The organism is Flavobacterium hydrocarbonoxydans (assembly GCF_009789235.1).
Classification (GTDB): domain Bacteria; phylum Bacteroidota; class Bacteroidia; order Flavobacteriales; family Flavobacteriaceae; genus Flavobacterium; species Flavobacterium hydrocarbonoxydans.
On sequence record NZ_WSTB01000002.1, the window covers coordinates 131,143 to 153,812 of the forward strand.

The 22,670-nt window shown below is 34.9% G+C and carries 21 protein-coding genes; 10 read left to right on the forward strand and 11 right to left on the reverse strand.

Annotated features, from left to right (window positions below; all coding sequences use genetic code 11):
• Window positions 1–59: 59 nt before the first annotated feature.
• Entirely contained in the window at window positions 60–233 is a 174-nt protein-coding gene (locus tag GON26_RS21550) for a hypothetical protein (RefSeq protein ID WP_202110831.1), read from the reverse strand.
• A gap of 191 nt (window positions 234–424) precedes the next feature.
• Complete coding sequence (locus GON26_RS03800; protein ID WP_160373401.1) at window positions 425–754, reverse strand: YegP family protein; 330 nt, start codon at window positions 752–754, stop codon at window positions 425–427.
• A gap of 344 nt (window positions 755–1,098) precedes the next feature.
• On the opposite strand from GON26_RS03800, the gene GON26_RS03805 reads away from it, so the two are divergent.
• The 4 genes from GON26_RS03805 (at window position 1,099) to GON26_RS03820 (ending at window position 3,685) form a co-directional block, all read left to right on the forward strand.
• Window positions 1,099–2,139, forward strand: coding sequence for a PIN domain-containing protein (locus GON26_RS03805; RefSeq protein WP_160373402.1), 1,041 nt, complete (start codon window positions 1,099–1,101; stop codon window positions 2,137–2,139).
• 121 nt (window positions 2,140–2,260) lie between these two features.
• A complete protein-coding gene (locus tag GON26_RS03810) occupies window positions 2,261–2,827 on the forward strand; it encodes a hypothetical protein (RefSeq protein ID WP_160373403.1) in 567 nt (188 codons plus the stop codon).
• Window positions 2,828–2,836: 9 nt separating this feature from the next.
• On the forward strand, window positions 2,837–3,274 hold the full coding sequence (locus GON26_RS03815; protein WP_160373404.1) for a GNAT family N-acetyltransferase: 438 nt from the start codon (window positions 2,837–2,839) through the stop codon (window positions 3,272–3,274).
• Between the two features lie 39 nt (window positions 3,275–3,313).
• Window positions 3,314–3,685, forward strand: coding sequence for a hypothetical protein (locus GON26_RS03820; RefSeq protein ID WP_160373405.1), 372 nt, complete (start codon window positions 3,314–3,316; stop codon window positions 3,683–3,685).
• Window positions 3,686–4,254: 569 nt separating this feature from the next.
• On the opposite strand, the gene GON26_RS03825 is transcribed toward GON26_RS03820, so the two are convergent.
• The gene (locus GON26_RS03825; protein ID WP_160373406.1) at window positions 4,255–5,616 is read right to left on the reverse strand and encodes a hydroxymethylglutaryl-CoA synthase family protein; all 1,362 of its coding nucleotides are present in this window, start codon (window positions 5,614–5,616) and stop codon (window positions 4,255–4,257) included.
• A 361-nt stretch (window positions 5,617–5,977) separates the two neighbouring features.
• On the opposite strand from GON26_RS03825, the gene GON26_RS03830 reads away from it, so the two are divergent.
• From GON26_RS03830 to GON26_RS03845, 4 genes are all read left to right on the forward strand, one after another.
• A complete protein-coding gene (locus GON26_RS03830) occupies window positions 5,978–6,811 on the forward strand; it encodes a succinate dehydrogenase cytochrome b subunit (protein WP_160373407.1) in 834 nt (277 codons plus the stop codon).
• Between the two features lie 4 nt (window positions 6,812–6,815).
• Entirely contained in the window at window positions 6,816–8,816 is a 2,001-nt protein-coding gene (locus GON26_RS03835) for a fumarate reductase/succinate dehydrogenase flavoprotein subunit (RefSeq protein ID WP_160373408.1), read from the forward strand.
• 75 nt (window positions 8,817–8,891) lie between these two features.
• Window positions 8,892–9,638, forward strand: a complete 747-nt coding sequence (locus GON26_RS03840; protein ID WP_160373409.1) for a succinate dehydrogenase/fumarate reductase iron-sulfur subunit — start codon at window positions 8,892–8,894, stop codon at window positions 9,636–9,638.
• Window positions 9,639–9,763: 125 nt separating this feature from the next.
• On the forward strand, window positions 9,764–10,780 hold the full coding sequence (locus GON26_RS03845; protein WP_160373410.1) for a hypothetical protein: 1,017 nt from the start codon (window positions 9,764–9,766) through the stop codon (window positions 10,778–10,780).
• A gap of 45 nt (window positions 10,781–10,825) precedes the next feature.
• On the opposite strand, the gene GON26_RS03850 is transcribed toward GON26_RS03845, so the two are convergent.
• Window positions 10,826–13,123: a family 20 glycosylhydrolase gene (locus GON26_RS03850; RefSeq protein WP_160373411.1), complete on the reverse strand. Its 2,298-nt coding sequence runs from the start codon at window positions 13,121–13,123 to the stop codon at window positions 10,826–10,828.
• Window positions 13,124–13,322: 199 nt separating this feature from the next.
• Here GON26_RS03850 and GON26_RS03855 point away from each other — a divergent pair, with 199 nt between their 5' ends.
• Window positions 13,323–14,096 carry a DeoR/GlpR family DNA-binding transcription regulator gene (locus GON26_RS03855; protein WP_160373412.1) on the forward strand — a complete coding sequence of 258 codons (774 nt, stop codon included), beginning with the start codon at window positions 13,323–13,325 and terminating at the stop codon, window positions 14,094–14,096.
• Here GON26_RS03855 and GON26_RS03860 read toward each other — a convergent pair.
• From GON26_RS03860 to GON26_RS03885, 6 genes are all read right to left on the reverse strand, one after another.
• Window positions 14,093–15,163 (reverse strand): dipeptidase, encoded by a 1,071-nt coding sequence (locus tag GON26_RS03860; protein WP_160373413.1) that lies wholly within the window; start codon window positions 15,161–15,163, stop codon window positions 14,093–14,095. The two genes, GON26_RS03855 and GON26_RS03860, sit on opposite strands and share 4 nt — an antisense overlap.
• 17 nt (window positions 15,164–15,180) lie before the next feature.
• Window positions 15,181–16,302, reverse strand: coding sequence for a D-TA family PLP-dependent enzyme (locus GON26_RS03865; protein ID WP_230407892.1), 1,122 nt, complete (start codon window positions 16,300–16,302; stop codon window positions 15,181–15,183).
• On the reverse strand, window positions 16,289–16,945 hold the full coding sequence (locus tag GON26_RS03870) for a bifunctional 4-hydroxy-2-oxoglutarate aldolase/2-dehydro-3-deoxy-phosphogluconate aldolase (RefSeq protein ID WP_160373414.1): 657 nt from the start codon (window positions 16,943–16,945) through the stop codon (window positions 16,289–16,291). Before GON26_RS03870 ends, GON26_RS03865 begins: the two co-directional genes overlap by 14 nt.
• Before the next feature lie 15 nt (window positions 16,946–16,960).
• Window positions 16,961–17,992, reverse strand: coding sequence for a sugar kinase (locus tag GON26_RS03875; RefSeq protein ID WP_160373415.1), 1,032 nt, complete (start codon window positions 17,990–17,992; stop codon window positions 16,961–16,963).
• 139 nt (window positions 17,993–18,131) lie between these two features.
• Entirely contained in the window at window positions 18,132–18,599 is a 468-nt protein-coding gene (locus tag GON26_RS03880) for a RidA family protein (RefSeq protein WP_160373416.1), read from the reverse strand.
• A gap of 4 nt (window positions 18,600–18,603) precedes the next feature.
• Window positions 18,604–19,923 (reverse strand): GntP family permease, encoded by a 1,320-nt coding sequence (locus GON26_RS03885; protein WP_160373417.1) that lies wholly within the window; start codon window positions 19,921–19,923, stop codon window positions 18,604–18,606.
• Window positions 19,924–20,111: 188 nt separating this feature from the next.
• On the opposite strand from GON26_RS03885, the gene GON26_RS03890 reads away from it, so the two are divergent.
• Window positions 20,112–20,876, forward strand: coding sequence for an amidohydrolase (locus GON26_RS03890; protein WP_160373418.1), 765 nt, complete (start codon window positions 20,112–20,114; stop codon window positions 20,874–20,876).
• On the opposite strand, the gene GON26_RS03895 is transcribed toward GON26_RS03890, so the two are convergent.
• Complete coding sequence (locus GON26_RS03895; protein ID WP_160373419.1) at window positions 20,873–22,564, reverse strand: Ig-like domain-containing protein; 1,692 nt, start codon at window positions 22,562–22,564, stop codon at window positions 20,873–20,875. The two genes, GON26_RS03890 and GON26_RS03895, sit on opposite strands and share 4 nt — an antisense overlap.
• Window positions 22,565–22,670 lie beyond the last annotated feature (106 nt).

Here is a 22,670-nt window from a genome sequence, read left to right on the forward strand (position 1 = left end):
CCTTGTAAATACTATTTTTACAAGGGTTATTTATTTTTACACCATTTCCAAAAAGTAACTTATCGTTCTGTCGTACCTTCAAAATCAGGTTCATTTTCTTCGCGTTTTTTGTAATCATTATTCAAAAAATCGACTAGTTTCTTTTTCTCTTTCTGATTTTTTTTAATCAAAAACAGCACCAAAACCACCAACACCACAGCCAAAGCTCCTAATACTAACCAATTGATTTCCATGACGTTCATTTTATTTTAAAGTTACGAATTATAAAACAACTCCACGTTATCAAATAGTTAAATACCGCTAATCTTAAAAACACAAAACAAATCAAAACCTTGCGACTTCGCAACTTCGTGGCAAAAAAAAATCATCCAAAAAAAAAGCACTCCCAAAAAAGAGTGCTTTCCATATATTTTACAATCAAATTTTAAGCCTGATCATCCGTAGTGGCCTCAGGAGCATTTGTTTTTACCGATGCAATTCCAGCGTCTCTGGCCGAGGTACTTTCGTACATTTCGCTTGCGCCAATGATTTGTCCGTTAGTCGCTTTTAGATTAAAATAAGGTTTACCGCTTGACGATTCTCTTTTATCAAATTTAGAATCATCCTGCGAATTCGTTTTCACAGATTCAATTCCGTTCAAACAAGCCGCCTTAGAAGCATACCCCTCACTGGTTAAAATTGTTTGGCCATTTCCAGCCTTTAAATTAAATTGAAACTCACCGTTTGCTCTTTTAGTAATAACAAATTTCCCCATACTGTTCTGGTTTTTTAAGATATAATATTAATAATCGCTTTTTATAAAAATACAAAACTTAGAAATACAAAATCGATGCGTACCAAAAATTTATTCAAAACATAAAGATTCAACCAATAAATAATGCTATTTGGGCGTGCCACCATCCCGACAAGAGGGCAAACTCACTTTACGCTTATACGCCCTCTTGTCGGGATGCTGTCGGGCTATCCGCACTACTTCGGTAGTTGCTACTATCCCTCACGACGGCTATTAAGTTCCATAGAAAGTAAATTGTTTATACAGGAAATTAATTTTTCAATTGAGGGAATTTGTATATTGCTAGTTGATAAATAGAATTGAATATGAATATAGTTTTAGATACTAATATTTTTAGAAATGATTTGTTTTTGAGGTCACAGGATTTTAAAGTTCTGAAAGATTATTTAAAAAGGACTGATTCGAAGTTTGTTTTTCCTCAAATAATATTTGAAGAGCTAAAAGGAGTCTACAGAAGGACAATAAATGAAAACTTGATGAATATTGAAAAGCATAGGTCTGAATTAAATAAAAATCTAAATAGAGAGTATATTATTAGACCAGATTTAGATGTTGAAAACGAGATTTCTGATTTTATTGATTTTATTAATAAAGAATTGGATATTGATGAATCAAATATAATTTCTTACAGGAATGATTATCTTCCAGAAATAATAAAAAGAGCCATAAACAGGGAAAAGCCTTTTAAGGACGGAGATGTAGGCTTTAGAGATGCAGTAATTTGGTTAACAATTCTGGATCATTGTAAAGGGAATCATGAAAAGCAAGTAATTTTTATAAGTAACAATCCTAAAGATTTTGGAGATGATAAGAACTCGTCTGAACTTCATAAAAGTTTAAAGAAAGAATGTGATGAATTAGGAATAAAAGTTAATTATTTTAAATCATTAAAAGACTTTATTGAAAGGCATTCAAGTAAAATGGATTATATTAATGATGATTGGCTAGATAAGAAACTTTTTGAAGACAATTTATCAGAAAGAATCTGTAATGAGGTTGAAAACTTGAAAAAACACAGAATAACTTCATGGTATAAAAATAAAACTTCAAATGAAAGCACGGAGTTTTTTAAAGTAATAAACTCGTTTATATATGAGTTATATGATTTGTTTTTCTATGAAATGGCTAATGGAAAAATTATAATTAAATGTAAAGTTAGAGCAGAGCTTGAAGTTGAATTTGAATTTTATGATTATCCGCATAACCATGATAATTATATTTATGGGTTTGATCGATATAGAAATGCACGTACTGAGATTAAGTATATAGAATGTGAGGTTTTTTTAAGTATTATTTGCCAGAATGAAAAGATTGAAGAAATTGAAATTTCAGATATTGTTTTTTGAAATTAAATAATCAGATTTAAAATATTAAAAGATGTGGGATATAAGTCCTTTGCTCGCACTAGCAAAAAATTTAAACCGTAACAAACTCCAAAAACCAAAGTCTATACAAGAAACTAAAAATATGAAACCAAAAACCATTTGCTTAATCGGATTGTTCTTTTTTGTTCTGAGTTATATTATGTTTTCTAATAGTGCTGCTTTTGAGTATTTCAAAAAACCAATCGATTTTGCGCATTGGTTCAATCTTATTGGGGCTTGTTTGCTGTTATCTTTCAATAGTGTTTTTCCAAAAAACAAACTAAATACCGTTGCTTCGGTCATAACAGCTTTAGGAGTTGTGGCTCACATAGGCCTTTGTACCATCGATTTCATAATGTGGAGTTACGGAAATGACGAAGTTGCCAAAGCTGCGTTGAGCGAACATATAAGCAATACGCCTTCCATTTTGTTTCCGTTTGTAGTAGTGGGTCCGTCTTTCCTTTTTGTTGGTTTGGCAGCACATGCTTTCAACTTTATAAAAACACATACCATAAGTGCTCTAATGGTAATCGTTGGTGCGCCAATGGTAGGTTTCTCATTTTTTATATTAAAAAACGGAATTTTAATGTTGGTGAGTTGTCTGGTTTTTGCTTTAGGTTTGCTTTTGCTTCTTAACAGAAAAGAAAACAGAGAAGCCTTAATTTTGTAAATTCAAAGTATGGACTCAAAAATTGAAATCAGAAAAGTAGAAAAACGAGACTTAGATATCGTTTATAACCTCATTTGCGAACTTGAAGATGAAATCTTAGACTTTGGCATTTTTAAGGAAATATTCGATGAAAACATTTCTAACCCAAGGAACCTTTATTTATTAGCCGAAAACGACAAAGAAGGTTTAGGTTTTATTAGTTTTCACACCCAAAAGCTTTTGCATCACTGCGGATTAGTTGGAGAAATTCAGGAGTTTTTCATTCATAAAAACCATCGTGGCAAAGGAATTGGAAAAAAACTAATCGAAAAAATAATACTTTTTGCAGACCAAAACAATCTAAAAAGTATCGAAGTCACGACCAATCGCAAAAGAGTAGAAAATGTTTTGATTTACGAAAATCTTGGTTTTACCTTATCGCATAATAAGTTTACGATTTATAAGTAATAATTGAGTAAATTCGGAAAACAATTCAAGTATAACAGATTGAAAAACTTTTCAAGATATCTAATTGCTCTATTTTTGGCTTTTGTCGTGATGGCAAATGATACCTCAGTACATTCTCACTCGAATGCTGCAGCGTATTACCAATCTTCATTTGTAATTGCTAAGAAAGAATTAAAATTTAGAACTGCTCCTTTATTTGTATTCAATCAGATAAAAGTTATTGCAAAAATTTCTTTTTCAACATTTTTTAGTTTTCTAAATTTTGAAACTGTTTGTAGTTTTCAAATCAGGATTCTTCAGAAATCACAAAAACAATTGCATCAAAACCTAAGTTCTTTCATAAATCAATTTGTTTTTATGAATGAAATAATTACTTCAAACAACACTTATAAAAGTTTATACAAAGCTTAAGAGATTTTTCTTAGCATTTATGCAATTCTACGCATAAGGATGATATCATAAATATTTAATCACTTATCATTTTCAACATGTATAAACATAAAACACGTTTAGAGCAATCTAAACCACTTACACATTGGTTAAAAAGAAAAATAATGCTCATTATAACCGCTTTCATGCTCGGAATGTCAAACGGAATGAACGCCGAAGACAGAACGCTCTCAGGAAATTATATTAAGACAGAACAACAGGATAAAAAGGATTGATTTTGTAATTTTCAAAAAGTAAACCCTTTCAGAGTTTAAAACTCTTAAAGGGTTGTTTAACAGAACGTTGTTATTTCTGACAAAACTAACAAAAACATTCTTATGGAAAACTGATGCCCTAGCCCCGATAGAAGTGAAAATCCTTTTGTGGCGGGGTTCGCCACAAAAGATTGTAACGGATAGCGGGATTAGCTCCTAAAAAAAAATTGCTTTTATCATAGAAATCGCAATGACAAGATTGGGTATAATTTTTTTATTTATATAAAAAACCGAAGCAGAATTGCCTCGGTTTTCTATTGGAATTTGGGATTTAACTTATTCAATCCATTTATAATATCTCGCCCCAATCAAATTAGGAATTTCCTTTTCGATTCGGTCTAAAACCCATTCGTTTTTAGGCGTTCTGATGCTTTGTTTTTGTTCTTTTTTATGAAGACTTTCATACGTTTCAAAACCTATTTCTGTACTTTCGGCAAGATTTTCAAAAAGTTTTGCTTTCGCTAAAGCCGATTGCCACTCAGGCTGAATCGTTCCTTCGAAAACTTTTGATTTAGAACCGCTTCCGTACGCCAGGAATCCAAATTTAGTTCCTGCAACTTCTTTTTTAGTATCGTAATAATGCGCCAAAGTAGATAATAATCCCATGAAAATGGAACCTGTATAAAGATTTCCAATCAGCGAAGAAGCCAATTCTGCAGGCTGTAATTTCTCGGTTACAAACTTTCTGTACTCCTCTGATTTTCCAACTTCTTTTATTTTGTTAGCATAATCCGCTGGCTCTATATTTTCAGAAATAATTTTATCAGCGCTGTCCAAAGCATAAATTTCAGACAACATACGGCGTCCCTGAAAAGAATACGGCAAGTGCATGATGATACTGTTCCAGGTATTGTAAATCGTCTCCGAAGTATTTTTTAATTTCTTGAACGAAAAGTAAGCATTTCTGGTACGATCCATATAACACTGATTCGAATATTGACCGTCGAAAACCGGTTGGTCTTTATGAATTTCGATTTCGGCTTCTAAATTATCAAACCAGGGATCGTTGTTTTCGTTTTGCGTAATCGCTTCTTTCGAAAGACTTCTGTACGGTTTAAAAAAGTCAAAAACTCCTTTTGTACTGGTTGCCCAATGGTCATTAAAAGCAATAATTCTTGGGTTCGAAGTGACCAACATCGCCAAAGCTCCTGCTCCTTGCGTGTATTCTCCAGTAGAGTTTAAATCGTATTTGGCAAAATCTGTAGTAACAACAATCGCTTTTTTGTTTGGATTTAATTTTACAAAATCAATACAGTTTTGCAACGCATCAACACCGCCAATACAGGCAAAAGTAAAATCGACAACATCGCATTCGGCTAGAGAGTCTTCGCCAAATTTTTGTTCCATTAAACTAATTAAGAAAGAACTTATTGGTTTCGAACTGTCGATTCCGCTTTCGGTTCCAATGTAGATTCGGCTAATTTCACTAAGGTTTAAATGGTTGTCTATAATCAGTTTTGTCAAAGCGTTTGCTCCAAAAACTACAGCGTCCTGATGTACGTCTGGCAAAGTCATTTTGATTAATCCGAGACCTTTTTCTAATTTTTCGGGTTCAATATTTCTGGCAACTGCCAATGTTTTTATAGGTAGATGTATGTTGGCTACATCAAAAGATATAGCGTCAATTCCTGTTTTCATTCTTGAAATTTTAAGCAGATAAAGGTAAAATTATGTTGTGAAATGACAATTTTTTAAACTCATAAAATTCCTTTTCAAAGACACTTTTGAAGAAAACAAATCAAAAGTTTGATTAAAATAACAATATCATAAATTTTTCTTCCTAATTAAAGCGGCTGTAATTTGTTAAATAAAAATTCAGAAGTGTGTTTTTGAAAATTTTTATAATAAAATAAAATGGAAATGTTGGATTTTATACGTAAAAATACGTAGAAAAAATCTTTTTTTAAAATCATTATAAATAACAGCGAAATGGTTGTAGTTGTAGAGCAATTGCCTTATTTTTGTGGGATTATTTTAAAAACAAAACAAACTAATACTTATGGCAAAATCGGCACTATTAAAGTCATCATTAGCAAAAAAATACTGGATGGCTCTAACTGGGTTATTTTTATGCTTGTTTTTGGCGGGTCACTTAGCTGGAAATTTACAGTTAATTTTTAGCGACGCATTACACTTCAATCAATATGCGTTGTTTATGACTACCAATCCGGCAGTAAAATTACTTTCTTACTTAACCTACATTTCTATTTTATTTCACGCAATTGACGGAATAATGCTTACGTTTCAAAACCGTGCAGCACGTCCTATTGCTTATGCAAAAAACAATGCAGCAGCAAACAGTCCTTGGGCTTCAAGAAACATGGCTGTTTTAGGAACAATAATCTTAGTTTTTATTGTGACACACATGGTTAATTTCTGGGCAAAAATGCACTTTGATGAAAATTTCCCTTTGCAAACCATTAGCATCGAAAATCAAGGACAAAAACAAGATTTCTACCTTACTACAGATGCTGGTTATATTCCGGTAAACCAGGTAGAGACTGGAGGTCTGGAAATTAAAAACCGTACAGAGTTTTACGATACTGCTGCAAAAGTAAAAGTAAAAGAAGGGTATAAAGATTTACATAAAATAACGGTTGCATTTTTTCAGGATGCAAAAACAGGTTTGATTGCTACTTTATTATATGTATTAGCAATGGCAGTTTTGGCTTTTCACTTATGGCATGGTTTCGCAAGTGCGTTTCAGACTATGGGAGTAAACAATCCTACCTATTCTCCAATAATTAAAGGATTTGGAAAAGGATTTGCGCTAATTGTTCCTTTACTTTTTGCCATTATACCTATTTATATTCATTTCTTTTTAAAAGCATAACTATATGAGCTTAGATTCTAAAATTCCACAAGGTCCTATAGCAGACAAGTGGACCAATTATAAAAATCACATCAACTTAGTTAACCCGGCCAACAAACGTAATTTAGATATTATTGTAGTAGGTACTGGTTTGGCTGGAGGTTCTGCCGCAGCTACTTTGGCTGAGTTAGGATATAACGTAAAAGCATTTTGTTTTCAGGATTCTCCACGTCGTGCGCACTCGATTGCAGCGCAAGGAGGTATCAATGCAGCAAAAAATTATAAAGGTGACGGTGACTCTGTTTACAGATTGTTTTACGATACTGTAAAAGGTGGAGATTACCGCGCACGTGAAGCAAACGTACACCGTTTGGCCGAAGTTTCATCTAATATTATTGACCAATGTGTGGCTCAAGGTGTGCCTTTGGCTAGAGAATATGGCGGACTTTTGGACAACCGTTCTTTTGGAGGAACTTTGGTTTCCCGTACTTTTTATGCACAAGGACAAACTGGACAGCAATTATTGTTAGGAGCTTATTCTGCAATGAACCGTCAGATTGGTCGTGGAAAAGTAAAAATGTACAACCGTCACGAAATGCTGGATTTAGTAATCGTTGATGGAAAAGCAAGAGGAATTATCGCGCGTAACCTGGTTACAGGAGAAATCGAAAGACATTCTGCTCACGCTGTAGTGATTGGTTCCGGAGGATACGGAAACGTATTTTTCTTATCTACAAACGCAATGGGAAGCAACGCAACTGCTGCCTGGAAAATTCATAAAAAAGGAGCGTTTTTCGCAAATCCTTGCTATACACAAATTCACCCAACCTGTATTCCGGTTTCTGGAGATCATCAGTCAAAATTGACTTTGATGTCTGAGTCGTTACGTAATGACGGTCGTATTTGGGTACCAAAATCTTTAGAAGATGCAAAAGCTATCCGTGAAGGAAAGAAAAAAGCAACTGACTTATCTGAAGCTGAGAGAGATTATTTCTTAGAAAGAAGATATCCGGCTTTTGGTAACTTAGTACCTCGTGATGTTGCGTCTCGTGCTGCAAAAGAAAGATGTGATGCTGGTTTTGGAGTTAACAAAACCGGAGAAGCAGTTTACTTAGATTTCGCAGCAGCAATCAAACGTTACGGAACTGAAGCGGCTTTTGTAAAAGGTTTAGATGCTAATGACACTGCTTTGGTAACTAAATTAGGAGCTGAAATCGTAAAAAGTAAATACGGAAACTTATTCCAGATGTATTACAAAATCGTTGACGAAGACCCTTATACTACGCCAATGATGATTTACCCTGCGGTTCACTACACTATGGGTGGAACATGGGTTGATTATAACTTAATGACAACTATTCCAGGATGTTTCTCAATCGGAGAGTCTAACTTCTCTGATCACGGAGCAAACAGATTAGGAGCTTCTGCTTTGATGCAAGGTTTGGCTGACGGATATTTCGTATTGCCTTATACTATCGGAGATTATTTGGCTCCAGATATTAAAATGGGACCTATTTCTACCGATTTACCAGAATTCGTAGAGGCTGAAAAAGGCGTGAAAGATCAAATTGAGAAATTTATCAATAATAACGGAACACATTCTGTAGATTATTTCCACAAGAAATTAGGAAAAATCATGTGGGATAAAGTTGGTATGGCACGTAACGCTAAAGGTTTGACTGAAGCTATCGAAGAAATTGCTGCTTTACGCGAAGAGTTCTACAAAGATGTAAAAGTACCTGGAACTGCAGATGGATTTAACCAAGAGTTAGAAAAAGCGACTCGTGTTGCCGATTTCTTAGAACTTGGAGAATTGTTCGCAAAAGATGCTTTACACCGTAATGAGTCTTGTGGAGGTCACTTCCGTGAAGAATACCAGACTGAAGAAGGTGAAGCACTTCGTGATGACGAAAACTTTGCATACGTAGCAGCATGGGAATACAAAGGAAAACCAAGTGATGCCGTATTACACAAAGAGCCATTGATTTACGAAAACATCAAATTAGTTCAAAGAAGTTATAAATAGTAATTAGTCCAAAGTCCCTAGTCCAAAGTTACAGGCTTTAGACATTCGACTTTATGACTTTCAAACTAAAAAAGTATGAAACTTACATTAAAAATATGGCGTCAGAAAAACGCCCAGGATAAAGGAGCAATCGTTGATTACCCAATTGACGGAATTGAACCAGATATGTCTTTCCTTGAAATGCTTGATGTTCTTAACGAGCAATTAATCAACAAAGGAGACGAACCAGTAGCTTTTGACCACGATTGTCGCGAAGGAATTTGCGGAATGTGCTCTTTATTCATCAACGGAGAAGCGCACGGGCCAGACAGAGGCGTTACTACTTGCCAGTTACACATGCGTATGTTTAAAGATGGTGATACGATTTTTATCGAGCCATTTAGAGCAAAAGCGTTCCCGGTAATCAAAGATTTAGTGGTGGACAGAAGTTCTTTTGACAGAATTCAGCACGCAGGAGGATTTATCTCGGTAAATACTTCAGGAAATACCATCGATGCCAATACTATTCCGATAAACAAAGACGATGCAGACAAATCATTTGATGCGGCTGCCTGTATTGGTTGTGGAGCTTGTGTAGCAACTTGTAAAAACTCATCAGCAATGTTGTTTGTTTCTGCAAAAGTTTCGCAATATGCTTTATTACCTCAAGGTAAAGTTGAAGCTGCTGATCGTGTATTAAATATGGTACACCAAATGGATTTAGAAGGTTTTGGAAACTGTACCAACACCGGAGCTTGTGAGGTAGAATGCCCTAAAGGTATTTCTCTTGAAAATATCGCACGTATGAACCGTGAGTATTTAGTGGCAAGCTTGAAAGGATAATCTAAAATACTTTTAGTTTCAAATAAAAAAGAACGCATTCATTAAATTGAATGCGTTTTTTTTTGTAGAAATTTCCATATTAATAATACTATCTTTAGTCCCGAAATCAAATCAAAAACAATTAAATGAAAAAAATTTTACTTATTGTAATGCTCTTTCTGAGTATAAAAAATTACGCTCAAGTTGCCATAACCCCATCCGACAGGGGAGCAAATGAGGAATTCGAAAAAGGGGAACTTGAAAAATTTAAAAGCACCACTACCATTTTTGTTTTACCACAATTAAATAAGACAGAAGATTACGAAAAGATTCTAAAAGAAGTCTGGACAGTCACTCCTTATAAGGTTGTTGAATTTAAAGATTTTAAAATGAGTGATTATGCGAATGGTACATATTCAATAGCAAAATTCATCGGGGATATATCTATAAGTGGAAAAGGTACTGTTTATATTCACACCAATTTCACAATACGAATTTTGGATAAAGAAAAATTCGATAAAGGATTTGCGAAACTGAAACCAGACGACAAAAAGTATAATAAAAAATTGAGTGGGCTTTTCAATGAGAATTTAACTTATATAGCAAGAGCTCCGCTTTCTGTTAATAATAAATTTTTAGTAGATGCAATGGTAGCCAGATCAGATGAGAAAATTAGCAATCTTTATGACCGAATGTACACGGAACAAAGTTTTACAAATACAAATTTAGGAATCCTTAAAAACTACTTTCAACAGATAAACCAAATTATCAGCAAAGGTGAACATTGCGGACTTTACGATGATTATGTCACCCCGGAAATTAAAAGCCTAAAAGAGAATACACTTTATATTCCAGAAGCTTATATGATGGAATACAATGCATGGAAAGGAACAGAAAAACTTAGAGATGAAAAAGATCTTAAAAAACTAGTAGAGGATTACAAATACAAGTATCAGTTTATTAGAGATGAAGATCTTGAAAAAAAGATTCTCAATAATGAAGACATATTCTATTTACGATATGTAAGTATGAACGGAAATAAATATTTAGATGTAGTGAATGCCAAGACAGGAAATCCAGCCTATTATTTTTATGGTGCTGGTTTTGCCTATAATTTAAAAGATGACGATTTTAAAAACATCAGCAAAGCAATATCTAAATAAATTCTAATAAAGACGCATTCGCCAAGTGAATGCGTCTTTTCTTTTTTACTCGTAATACAATTGTGAAGCACTAATCTCCTGTTTTTCTTTTCCTTCCTGTTGTATAAAACAACTCAACGTTGTTCCGCCAACCTGATCAAAATAACTGATATTCATTTTGTGAAAGCCTTTCTCCAGTTTTACAGCTCCATACGCCTCATTGAGCCAATGAATACCATCGTTATTCACTACTAATTCATCATCTATAAAAAGCTTCGATCCATCGTCTGAAAGGGTCGAAATGGTATAATTTGCCGTTTCTGAAACATAGATGTATCCGCTGAATTTTAAGCCGATGTAACGCTCTGTTTTTGTTTTCCATTTTTCACTGCTGATGGCGCCTTCGAAAATACCAGAAGCAACAGGTTTTGCTAATTCTAAATCCTGAACCTGTTGAAATAATGTTCCTGTAAAATAATCGTATTTCAACCCTTTTTTTGTTGGCTGAATGGTTAAGGCCGATTTTAAATCCGGGTTTCGAACTACTATTTTGCTGATGGAACTTTTTCTTCCGCTTTCGCTTATTTGAATAGTTTTTATAATTCTATATTCTCCTTTCGGAATATTAATCGTTACAGGTTTTGTGTAAAGCACAGCTGTTTCATCCGGGTTATACCCATCAATAGTGTAGAAAATTTTTCCGTTTTTAACGGTTGGTTTTAAATCTAAAACATATTTTGAAGCTATTAAAGCAGTCTCTTCTGCACCAAAAGGAGATGGAACTTTATACAATCTTTTTTGTGCTTCTAATTTCTCCAGATGATAAGGCATTTTATTCAGAATAAAATTGTCGTAATTTTTGTTCTGAATTTCCGTCCAGGCAATTTCTGCCAAAGCAAACACTCTTGGGTACAACATATAATTCAATTTTGCAGGACTGGTCAGGTATTCCGACCAAAGATTAGACTGCACACCCAAAATATATTTTTGTTCATCAACCGTGAGGCTATCAGCAGGAGTTGGATTGTAATTGTATATTTTTTCAACTGTTGTTAATCTTCCTATTGTTAATGGTTCTTGTGGCGAATAGCCCTGATTATAATCCAGATAAACCACCTGTTCCGGATTCATGATTACAAAATGTTTTTGTCTGGCTGCGCTAATTCCGCCAGCTTCACCCCGCCAGGACATTACAGCCGCATTTGGCGCAAGACCACCTTCCAGCATTTCGTCCCATCCTAAAATCTGTCTTCCTCTTGCATTTAGGAATTTCTCTATTCGGGTTGTGAGATAACTTTGTAATTCATGCTCATCTTTCAATCCTAAATCCTGGATTCGCTTTTGACAGTTAGAGCAAATTTTCCATCTTGCTTTTGGGCATTCATCTCCACCAATATGGATGTATTTACTAGGAAACAAAGTCAAAACCTCAGCCAGAACATCTTCTAAAAAAGTAAAAGTTTCTTCTTTTCCGGCACAAAAAATATCTTCGAATACGCCCCAGGATTCTACTACTTTATAAGGACGATCCGGAAAACAAGACAAATTTGGGTAAGCCGTGACAGCCGCAGTTGCATGTCCCGGCATTTCGATTTCGGGAATAATATTTACATAATGGTCTTCGGCAAATTTTACAACCTCTTTAATTTCTTCCTGCGTATAAAAACCTCCGTATGGATTTCCATCAAAAAAATAAGGAAATCTTTCGAACTTATTGCCTACTAAAGTCTGTGCTCTTTTCGAACCAATTTCTGTTAGCTTAGGATACTTTTTTATTTCGATTCTCCAGCCCTGATCGTCTGTTAGATGCCAATGGAAATTATTTAATTTATAACTGGCCATTTGAGCGATAAAATCTTTTATAACATCAACAGAGAAAAAATGACGGCAGACGTCTAAATGCAAGCCTCGGTAAGCATATCGGGGTTGATCTTTGATTTCGGCACAAGGCAGTTTGATTTTTGAAGTCAAAACTTTATTAGGCAAAAGCTGCAGCAAACTTTGTACGGCATAAAACAGCCCTTCTTCCTGTCCTTTTACGATTATTTTTTTAGGAGTAATACTTATTTCATATCCTTCTTTTGAGGCCAAGGCAACATTGGTTATAAATTCAATCTGAACATTGCTTTTTTGTTTTGGAAGATTCCTGTTGATGGCAGATTCGAAAATTTTAGCAGTTTTGAGTTCTTTTGCGCTGAATTTTTTATTTTGGAAAGTTATTTTTACCTGGCCATCAATTTGGATACTATCAGGAGAAGCCTGATAAAAATTCGGGGAAGGAATTATAGTAGGATTATCAGAGAAAGACTGTGCATTTCCGATTGAATAACAAAAAACAAACAATAATAAGAGGTGTTTTTTCATGTTTTGATTTGATGAGTTGTAATAAACTTAAAATTAGCAGCTTCATAAAGCCTTTTTTGCAAAAAAATCGCAAAACAGAAAACTCCACTTAAGGCATTAAATACAAGAGTTTTATATCCATTTTTTAATTTTTACATAAAATTGTTTAGCAATATAATTGCAATATTTGATTACATTTGTGCTAATAAAAATAAGTTTTATGAGCGAGAATGAATCAATAAATTATACTAAGGAAGAACGAAAAAATCACATTCTAAAAGAGATTAACTTACATACCCGTGTAAGTTTCGACACCCTTTCTGGTCAGTTATTTGTTTCAGAAGATACCATCAGACGCGATATTAATGAACTTGAATCAGAATCGTTGTTGATAAAAGTGAAAGGTGGTGCCATGACCAAAGCGTACCATCATTCCTCCTTAACTCAAACTTATGCCGGAGAATCCAAACAAATAATTGCACAAAAAACCATCGGTTTGCTTCATAGCGGAATGGTTTTATTAATTGGCGGGGGAACTACTATCAGAGAGTTCATCCGGCTGATTCCCAACGACATGAATTTAACTATTTTTACGGTGACTGTTTTATCTGCCGTAGAACTTTTAGACAAACCAAATGTCAAAATTATAATGATTGGCGGCAGCATTTCATCTTACAGCCAAATGTGTGTAAGCGGTGATGTTTACAATCAGTTAGCCAATATTAAAGTTGATTTATTAATACTGGGAACCAATGCTCTTGATATTGAGGGTGGTTTCTCAGACTCAGACTGGGAAACCGTTCAGGTAAAAAAAGCAATGATTCAGGCTGCTGAAAAAACAGCAATTTTAACCATCTCTGAAAAACTGGACACGGTTTTGAAAATGAAAATTGCCAATTTATCCGAAGTAAATTATGTAGTAACCGAAGTAAACCCCGATCACGAAAAAATACAATCTTACAAAAAAGCAGTTCCGGGTTTAATATTTATTTAATCCCAGTTTTTCATTAAAAAATTAATCCAGTTCTGATGAAAGATCTTTTTCAAATCCTCATCAGCATAACCGTTTTTCTTAAAAATCAATACTAATTTTTGCAAATCAGCAATCGTATCCAAATCATAAGGTGACTGCTCTGTTCCGAAGGCTCCGTCTAAATCAGAACCTACACCAATATGATTCGCATTTCCGGCCAATTGGCAAATGTGGTCCATGTGTTTAAAAACAGTTTCCAGATTGCAATTCATGCCTAAAGGCGTTGAAACCCCACGCTCCCAATCTGGGACCAGCATCCAGGCATCTAAAGCACCGCCTATAACAGCTCCTCTTGAAATCAGCGCTTTAATTTGCTCATCGCTAAACTGTCGGTTGTGATTTACCAGACTTCTGCAATTGTTGTGACTAGCCCAAACAGGACCATTGTAATGATCAAGTGCCTGCCAGAAAGCATCATCGCATAAATGAGTAGCATCTAAAATGATATTCAAACGCTCCATTTCTTTTAATAATTCGATCCCATTTGCGTTCATCTTTCCGGTAGCATCAGTTCCGTTTGCGTAACGCCCCGGGCCATAATGTGCTGGGCCAACTGCTCTTAAACCGTAATTATATGCTTTTTCTAAATAAGATATATCTACGATGGAGTCAGCACCTTCTAAACTCAGAATATAACCTATTGGCTTTTTTTCGTTTGAGGAACCATCATTCCATAAATCAATATGTTTTTGCAGCGAATTTTTATCCGTAATAGATGCCATTTCACCAGCGGCTTCCATGCATTTGTACCAGGATAACTGTCCTTGTGTCTGCGCCCACGCCTGTTCAGGAGAATTCCAGCCCGGAATGATGCTGTCAGGTTTTACAAATCGGGCTATTTGTGTCGCCACGACAATCCCAACATTGCCTTTACGTAAATCAGGCAGTGAAACCGTAGCTTTTGCGCGGTCTGGCTTATCATTCATTCCTTTTTCTAAATGACGTAAAGTCGCTACGTCATTTCGTAAATCTCTGTTCCATTCCATCGCATTCATGCTCAGGTCTAAATGGGCATCTAGTATAAACATAATCGTTAAACCTAAATTTATATATTAATTTTTCGGCTGCGCGCAGCAACACGCCATTCATCATAAATCTGATGTTTCGAATTAACCACCTGAACCGAATCATACAGCGCACAGGTAGGACAAACATGATACGGCAAAGCATAAATAAGATCACCAATACTATAATGATTTTCTCCCCGGTTTTCGACAATCAAATGTTCTTCGGAATGAGATAAGGCAAACAGGTTGTCATCATTTAAAATAACTATTCTTTTATTGATTGGGTTTTCAGAAGCTACCGCTTTGTATCCAATATCAATACAAAAAGTATTTTCGGTCGGTTTAGAAATTACACTGCCAACCAATACCGCAGCAGGTTCAAATTCCTGTTCAGGTAAATTAGTTTGATAATTAGCATCCCAGAAAACAAAGGTCCCGGGACTACACTCCACCTTTTTTTGATTGCTGTAAAAAGGAAATGTATTAGACCCACCAGCTACCATTTTTAATTCGTAGTTTAAATGTCTCTGAAACTCTTGTACTTTTTCGTTAATAACCGTAAATGATTTTGATGCGGTATCCATTCTTTCTTCAATACTTCCTTTTAGGTGACCATCATAAATATGGACACCCAAAAGATGAAGATTATGAAGTAACCCGATATGATGCATTAAAGAAGTCCAGTCGTCGGAAAATCGAAAACCGGTTCTATTCATCCCCACATTCAGGTCAACGTACACATTTAGTACACAATTACTTTTCCAGGCAGCATCATTAAGTTCCCGCGCTGAATCAATATTATCTACAAGGGTTGAAAAATAAATACTTGGATATTTTTGAATTAAAGAAATCCATCTCTCTTTTTTTAAACCTACAGGCTGGTACGCCAAAAGAACATCAGGAATCTGATGCATCGCACAAAGTTCAGCTTCGGCAATGGTGGCACATTTTACTTTATTGATATTATATTTTTTAAATAACTCCAGAATCTCTCCTGATTTATGTGTTTTAACATGAGGACGCAATTTCTGAACATCACCATCTACCGACTTAATCAGACGCTCAATATTCAACCGGATACGATCTTCGTAAACAGCTAAAAAAGGCGTATCAACAAGAGTTTCAGGATTAATCTCCCACCAATTTTTATGCATCTTCATTTTTTGTTTTTTTGACTACTTCAATTAAATCCTGAAAGGCTTCAAAGGATTTTTCATAATTTAATTGCGCTAATAATTCTTTTGAAAACAAATTAGACCCAATTCCAACACAAACAACACCTGCCTTAAACCAGGATTTCAAGTTGTTTTCTTCTAAAGTTACACCACCGGTAGGCATTAATTTTAAATTAGGAAAAGGTGCTGTTATTGCCTTTACATAGCCGGGTCCTCCAATTTTATCAGCTGGAAAAAGCTTTACAATTTCGGCTCCTAATGCATTGGCATTTAATATTTCGTTTAAAGTTGCGGCTCCTGGAATCCAATAAATATTATTTTTAATACAGTAGTTCCCAATTTCCAAGTCAATATGAGGGCAAACAATACAGTCTGCCCCCAATTGGTGGTAAACTTGGGCATCTTTGATATTTAATACAGAGCCAACCGCTAATTTTAAGTCAAGATTTTTTGCCTTTCTAAAAGCAATCATTTGTTTAAAAACCTCTTGAGCATCTTCTGCGCGGGCAGCAAATTCGATTATTTTTATACCTGCATCAGCAGCTGACTGCAGAATGATTTCGGCAGTTTGAATATTTATTTGAGTTACTAAAGGGAGTACGCCCTGCTTTTTTAAAATACGGTACATATAGTTCAATCTATTTTATCTGTTAATTCTGTTGCTTGAGCCATTTTTAATAAAATGACTAATTTCGGCTGCTGTGCTAAGTGCAAAATCTCCAGGAATACTTTGTTTAATAACACCACAAGCCGTTGCCCACTCTATACATTCCTGACCCGCTTTATTATGAGCCAATGCGTATAATAAACCTGCCGTAAAGGCGTCACCAGAACCTATTTGATCGGTTACTAAATGTATTTTATGTATTTCAGATTGATAAAACGAGCCATCATGAAACAACATTCCGTTATAAAGATGCGTTTGCCCTTCGGATTTCCTAAAACTCATCGCTAAAGTTTTAAGAAAAGGCATTTTTTCCTTTAATAAAAAATAGGCTTTTTGAAAGCGATCAGCATCTGAATCCTCTTGGTCAGTTTTTATTCCGAAGTAAATCTCTATTGCATCTAAATCTGCGACCGTAATCGTGCTATAATAAAGCAGTTCAGGCATAATCTCTGACGGATGTTTACCATATTGCCATAATTTAGATCTAAAATTAAAATCAGAAGAAATAGAAATTCCTTTTTGATGCGCTGCTAAAATGGCTTCTTTACAAACCAAACCGGCTTCGTAAGAAACGCCCGGACTTATTCCCGACCAATGAAAATGAGTAACATCATTCAGAACGACATCCCAGTCAATTTTATTTTTGTCGATTGTAGCAAATGATGAATTATTACGATCATAAATAACCTGCGACTGCCTAATCTGATTGCCCGCTTCTACGAAATACATCCCAATTCGATCACCACCATAAATACTATTAGACGTATTTACATTATACTTGTGAAGTTCATTTAAAGCTAATTGAGCCAGATCATTTTGCGGCAAACGCGTAATATAATCGGTTTTTATACCCAATAGAGAAAGCAATACACAAACATTGGCTTCGGCTCCGCCAATATGAACTTTTAATTCATTGGCCTGTGTAAACCTGTATCCATTAGCAACGCTCATCCGGAGTAATAATTCTCCGAAAGTTGCAACTTTAGTTTGTGGTGTGTCTGTATTCATAGTTATTCTTTTTTGCCACAGATTATATAGATTTTTTTTTCGCCACGAATTCACTAATTAATTCTGCATATTTGATTAAAAAAATTCGTGAATTCGTGGCGGAAAAACTTTGAAAACATTTAATCCTTGGCATACTTTTTTAATATAATTCAAATACCGCTTCAACTTCGACCGGAATATTATCCGGAAGAGACCCCATACCAACGGCGCTTCTTACTCCTATTCCGTTTTCCTGTCCCCAGACTTCTGCGAACAATTCACTACAGCCATTTATTACATAAGGATGTCTCAAAAAGTCTCCGTTACAATTCACCATTCCGAGTACTTTAATGACTCTTTTTACCTTATTCAGACTTCCAAAATTGGTTACTATCGTAGATAACATCGTCAAACCCACTTGTCGGGCAGCTAATTTTCCTTCTTCAATATCCATATCATCGCCAATTCTTCCGATAATTAAGGATTTATCATCTCTCACGGGACCATGCCCTGAAAGGTATAAATATTTGCCATCGACTAAAAAAGGTTTATAAATTCCAAGAGGTTGAGGCGCTGGCGGTAATGACAAGCCAAGAGTTTCAAATTTTTCTTGTGGTAATAGATTCATGATATTAATGTATAATTGAGTTTAAAATAAAAACGAAAATAATTCCTAAAACAGACACTAAAGATTCCATAACTGTCCAGGATTTAAAGGTATCTTTCAGGCTGATGTTAAAATATTCTTTGAACATCCAAAAACCCGGATCGTTTACGTGAGAGCACATCAGACTTCCTGCTCCTACTGCCAGCACCAGTAAATTAGGATCTAACCCACTCGCTTGTAACAAAGGTAGCAAAACACTGGCAGTCATCAATCCCGCAGCCGTTGCTGATCCTACACAAATCCTGATAATCGCAGCCATTAACCAGGCCAGCAAATACGGATGAATATTGGTTTGGGTAAGTGCCTGTACAATAGTTTCGTTTACGCCGCTTACGACCATCACTTCTTTGAGACTTCCTGCGCCCCCAATAATTAATATAATTAAAGCGACATCTTTTATCGCGATGCCATATTCATCCATTATCGAAACCATGCTTTTATTCAATCGTAATCCTAAAGTATAGGTGCAAATAAGTAATGAAATCAGCATAATGATACTGGGATCGCCAATAGTTTTGCAAATATTTCCTAAACTTTCGTTATTGGAAACTAAAGGAAGCAATGAGGTAAGAGTTAATCCGAAAACCGGAAACAATGCCGAAAACAAACTGATGCCAAAACCCGGAATTTTGTTGTTGCTGCTGACTTCCTCTACGTTTAAGATTTCCTGTTTTGATTCTGTTTTGATATTTCTAAGCAAATTAGAAAACAACAATCCGGCAATAAAAATAGTCGGAATGGCGATTATGACGCCATAAATTAAAACAAGTCCTATATCAGCACTTAACATGCTGCTTAAAGCCATTGGAGATGGATGTGGTGGTAAGAATCCATGTGCAACAGAAAGGGAAGCCAGCATCGGAATACCTAAATAAACCTTTGACAACTTAAATTGATGTGCCACTGAAAATATTATGGGCACTAATAATACAAATCCAACACTATAAAAAAGCGGAATTCCAACGATGAATCCCGTAATCATTAAACCCAAACGAACGTATTTTTCGCCAGTCCAGCCCATAACGGTTTTGGCAATCACATTCGCCGCTCCGGAGGAAACCGTTAGTTTGCCAATACAGGTTCCGAAAACAATAATCAGTGTGATAGAACCTAACATTTCGCCCAAACCTTTTTGAATCGTTTGTGACAAACTATTAATTGGCAATCCTAAAAACAAACCCGCCAACAAAGACGTAATAATAAAAGCAACAAACGGATTAATCTTGAACCATGCTATTTGTATGATTAAAAATGCAATACAGGCTGTTAGGATTAATACGCTCATAGCAGGTTAATTTCACTGATTAATAATGACTTGGGTTTGTTAATGAAATTCAAATATATAAATTATTTTAATACAATGCGATTTTTTTGCAAATAATGCGATTTTTTTGCAAAACCTTTTAGCTATTTAAAATTAATTTTGAAATAAAACTCCAGCGACTTTTTTATCTTTATAGAAATTTAAATCAAATGAAAATAGCGCTAATCCAGTCTGACCTGCATTGGGAAGAACCTCAGAAAAACAGAAATAACTTTGAAGAGAAAATCGATTCGATTGATCAGGAAGTTAATTTGATTGTGCTTCCTGAAATGTTTACGACCGGATTTACGATGAATGCTTCAAAAATGGCTGAAACCATGCAGGGCGAAAGTATTCTTTGGATGCAGACTTTGGCTAAAAAGAAAAATTGTGCCCTCACAGGAAGTTTGATTATCGAAGAAAACAATCAGTATTACAACCGCTCGATTTTTGTTTTTCCAAATGGAGAAATAGAACACTATGATAAACGCCATTTGTTTACACTGGCTAGCGAAGACCAATTTTACACAAAAGGAACACAAAAAAACATTATCGAATATATGGGCTGGAGAATTTGCCCACAAATATGTTACGATTTACGCTTCCCTGTTTTTTCCAGAAATACAGAAAACTACGACTTTCTTTTGTATGTTGCCAATTGGCCAAAAGTACGTACGAATGCCTGGGATGCATTACTAAAAGCACGTGCGATCGAAAACATGTCTTACGTAATTGGTGTAAACAGAATAGGTTTTGACGCCAATGCTTACGAACATATTGGTCACTCGCAAGCAGTAGATTTTTTAGGAAACTATATTTTGGAACCCCAGGAAACAGAAGGTGTTTTTATAATTGAATTGGATAAAAACCCACTATTAGAAACCAGAAAAAAACTTGATTTCCTGAGTGATAAAGACACTTTTACGATAAACTAGAAAGCCGTTTTCTTTCTTTTCGCATCGTCTTTTTTCTTCTTTTCATCTTCTTTTCGCTCCAGTTCAGAATTATATGGAATACTCAAATCAAAAGTCTGATCGACATCCCAATTGGCCCGAACATCAAAACTTCCCTGTAGATAATTAACTTCTTCTGAATATTGTTTGTTCAGATAATTCCCGGCATCGTATATTTTATTTTTATTGTCATCATAAATCACACGAATTGAGAACAATTCAGGCTCTAAAAGATTGAATTCAAATTTGGTTTCGCCTGTCGAATATTCGGTAGCCAGTACCTTATCCCCTTTTTTATTAATCAGTTCGATGATAATCGGAAAGCGTTTTACATTCTTTAAATTCAAAACTACATTTCCGTAATCCTCCAGTTCTTTCGTATTTAATTTATAAGATAAAGTATCATTTGATTTTTCGTAAAAATCAGTCAGAGCCCCCGGAAAAAAAGTAAAATTGTATTTCTGAGAAGGTTCTCTCTTAAAGTCGAAATATAATTTTTGCTCAAATTCATCATATTCTGTAGTAAAATCAACAGCAACAGAATCTTTATCGACTAACTTCATTAAAGTTTTATCAAATTTCACCAATGGTGTAGCAGAATTTAAAGTAAACCTATCTCTAAAATTAATCGCTCCGTTTTGTACCGGACTAATATTTAACGTATCCTTTTTCTGGTCTTTGATTTTAAAAGTAAAATCTTTTTTATAATTGTCATGACTTACTTCCATTGATAATGAATCGACTTTTATAGGCTTGTACCAAACCTGCAGCGAATCTTTTTTAGGAAATTCAGTTACGATGGTTTCTAAGATTTCATTTTGGTTTTTCAAAACAATTTTTGGCTTCGAAATTTTAAAGTTTTGTTTTCCATCATACGGAAGCAACAATCGGTTTCCGGAAGCCTGAGTCGGTTTTAATGCCTTTAGCGGAAGCGCTTCTTTAAATAATTCTATCTCAAAAAGGGTGTCATTCGGAACCGTGATATAATGTTTGATAAAACCAATTTTATCATCTTTAGGACTAAATTTATTATTATTGCTTTTATCTTTCAGAGCCAGCAAAAAATATTTTCCAGCCTTTAAATTTTCTAATTTAAAAGTCTGCAGACTGTCCAGCGTATTCGTGATATAGCGTGGCGTTTCTTTGTAAATAATAGAATCATTGAACTTGTCATCGACTTCATATAACATTACCGAAACAAAATTATCGACTGTTTTATCATAAGCATCTTTAATTCTTCCGCCAAGCGTCAGTGAGTCAATATAAGTTCCTGTTGAAAATACATATTTGAACTGATTATAAGGGTTTCCTTCGTTATTATCGGTGATACTTTGACCAAAATTCAAACTGTAAGTCGTGTTAGGCAACAACGTATCTTTGATTTGGATTGTAATCTCTTTACTTGCGTTTGAAGGTGTAATAATAGGCTGAGTCTTCATTGGAGGAGAAATAATCAGCTGTTTATTGGTATTTTTAAGCTTTACATATTCATCAAATGTCAGGATGATTTTGTCGCCTTTAAATTCTGTACTGAAATTTTTAGGGTAACTCGATCTTAAAATTGGTGCCAGAGTATCTTTTAGCCCACCGGTTATACTGCCTCGCTTGGCACAGCTCATCATTAACAGTACTAATAAAAAAGAGATATATTTTAAGTTGTTTTTCAACATGATGGTTTCAAATTTGATTCCACAAAATAACAATTATATTTACTTCTATCGAAATTTTTTATCGAATTATTAGGATTTGCCCGTGCTATGAAGATTTCTTTCTTTT

Excerpts from the sequence above, each read along its gene's own strand:
- GON26_RS03860 (WP_160373413.1), bottom strand. The coding sequence starts at position 15,163 with ATGTTTATACTAGATGCCCATTTAGACCTGAGCATGAATGCGATGGAA.
- GON26_RS03855 (WP_160373412.1), top strand. The coding sequence starts at position 13,323 with ATGAGCGAGAATGAATCAATAAATTATACTAAGGAAGAACGAAAAAAT.
- GON26_RS03895 (WP_160373419.1), bottom strand. The coding sequence starts at position 22,564 with ATGTTGAAAAACAACTTAAAATATATCTCTTTTTTATTAGTACTGTTA.
- GON26_RS03835 (WP_160373408.1), top strand. The coding sequence starts at position 6,816 with ATGAGCTTAGATTCTAAAATTCCACAAGGTCCTATAGCAGACAAGTGG.
- GON26_RS21550 (WP_202110831.1), bottom strand. The coding sequence starts at position 233 with ATGGAAATCAATTGGTTAGTATTAGGAGCTTTGGCTGTGGTGTTGGTG.
- GON26_RS03805 (WP_160373402.1), top strand. The coding sequence starts at position 1,099 with ATGAATATAGTTTTAGATACTAATATTTTTAGAAATGATTTGTTTTTG.
- GON26_RS03810 (WP_160373403.1), top strand. The coding sequence starts at position 2,261 with ATGAAACCAAAAACCATTTGCTTAATCGGATTGTTCTTTTTTGTTCTG.
- GON26_RS03830 (WP_160373407.1), top strand. The coding sequence starts at position 5,978 with ATGGCAAAATCGGCACTATTAAAGTCATCATTAGCAAAAAAATACTGG.
- GON26_RS03890 (WP_160373418.1), top strand. The coding sequence starts at position 20,112 with ATGAAAATAGCGCTAATCCAGTCTGACCTGCATTGGGAAGAACCTCAG.
- GON26_RS03875 (WP_160373415.1), bottom strand. The coding sequence starts at position 17,992 with ATGAATACAGACACACCACAAACTAAAGTTGCAACTTTCGGAGAATTA.
- GON26_RS03865 (WP_230407892.1), bottom strand. The coding sequence starts at position 16,302 with ATGAAGATGCATAAAAATTGGTGGGAGATTAATCCTGAAACTCTTGTT.
- GON26_RS03845 (WP_160373410.1), top strand. The coding sequence starts at position 9,764 with ATGAAAAAAATTTTACTTATTGTAATGCTCTTTCTGAGTATAAAAAAT.
- GON26_RS03880 (WP_160373416.1), bottom strand. The coding sequence starts at position 18,599 with ATGAATCTATTACCACAAGAAAAATTTGAAACTCTTGGCTTGTCATTA.
- GON26_RS03885 (WP_160373417.1), bottom strand. The coding sequence starts at position 19,923 with ATGAGCGTATTAATCCTAACAGCCTGTATTGCATTTTTAATCATACAA.
- GON26_RS03840 (WP_160373409.1), top strand. The coding sequence starts at position 8,892 with ATGAAACTTACATTAAAAATATGGCGTCAGAAAAACGCCCAGGATAAA.
- GON26_RS03815 (WP_160373404.1), top strand. The coding sequence starts at position 2,837 with ATGGACTCAAAAATTGAAATCAGAAAAGTAGAAAAACGAGACTTAGAT.
- GON26_RS03850 (WP_160373411.1), bottom strand. The coding sequence starts at position 13,123 with ATGAAAAAACACCTCTTATTATTGTTTGTTTTTTGTTATTCAATCGGA.
- GON26_RS03800 (WP_160373401.1), bottom strand. The coding sequence starts at position 754 with ATGGGGAAATTTGTTATTACTAAAAGAGCAAACGGTGAGTTTCAATTT.
- GON26_RS03870 (WP_160373414.1), bottom strand. The coding sequence starts at position 16,945 with ATGTACCGTATTTTAAAAAAGCAGGGCGTACTCCCTTTAGTAACTCAA.
- GON26_RS03825 (WP_160373406.1), bottom strand. The coding sequence starts at position 5,616 with ATGAAAACAGGAATTGACGCTATATCTTTTGATGTAGCCAACATACAT.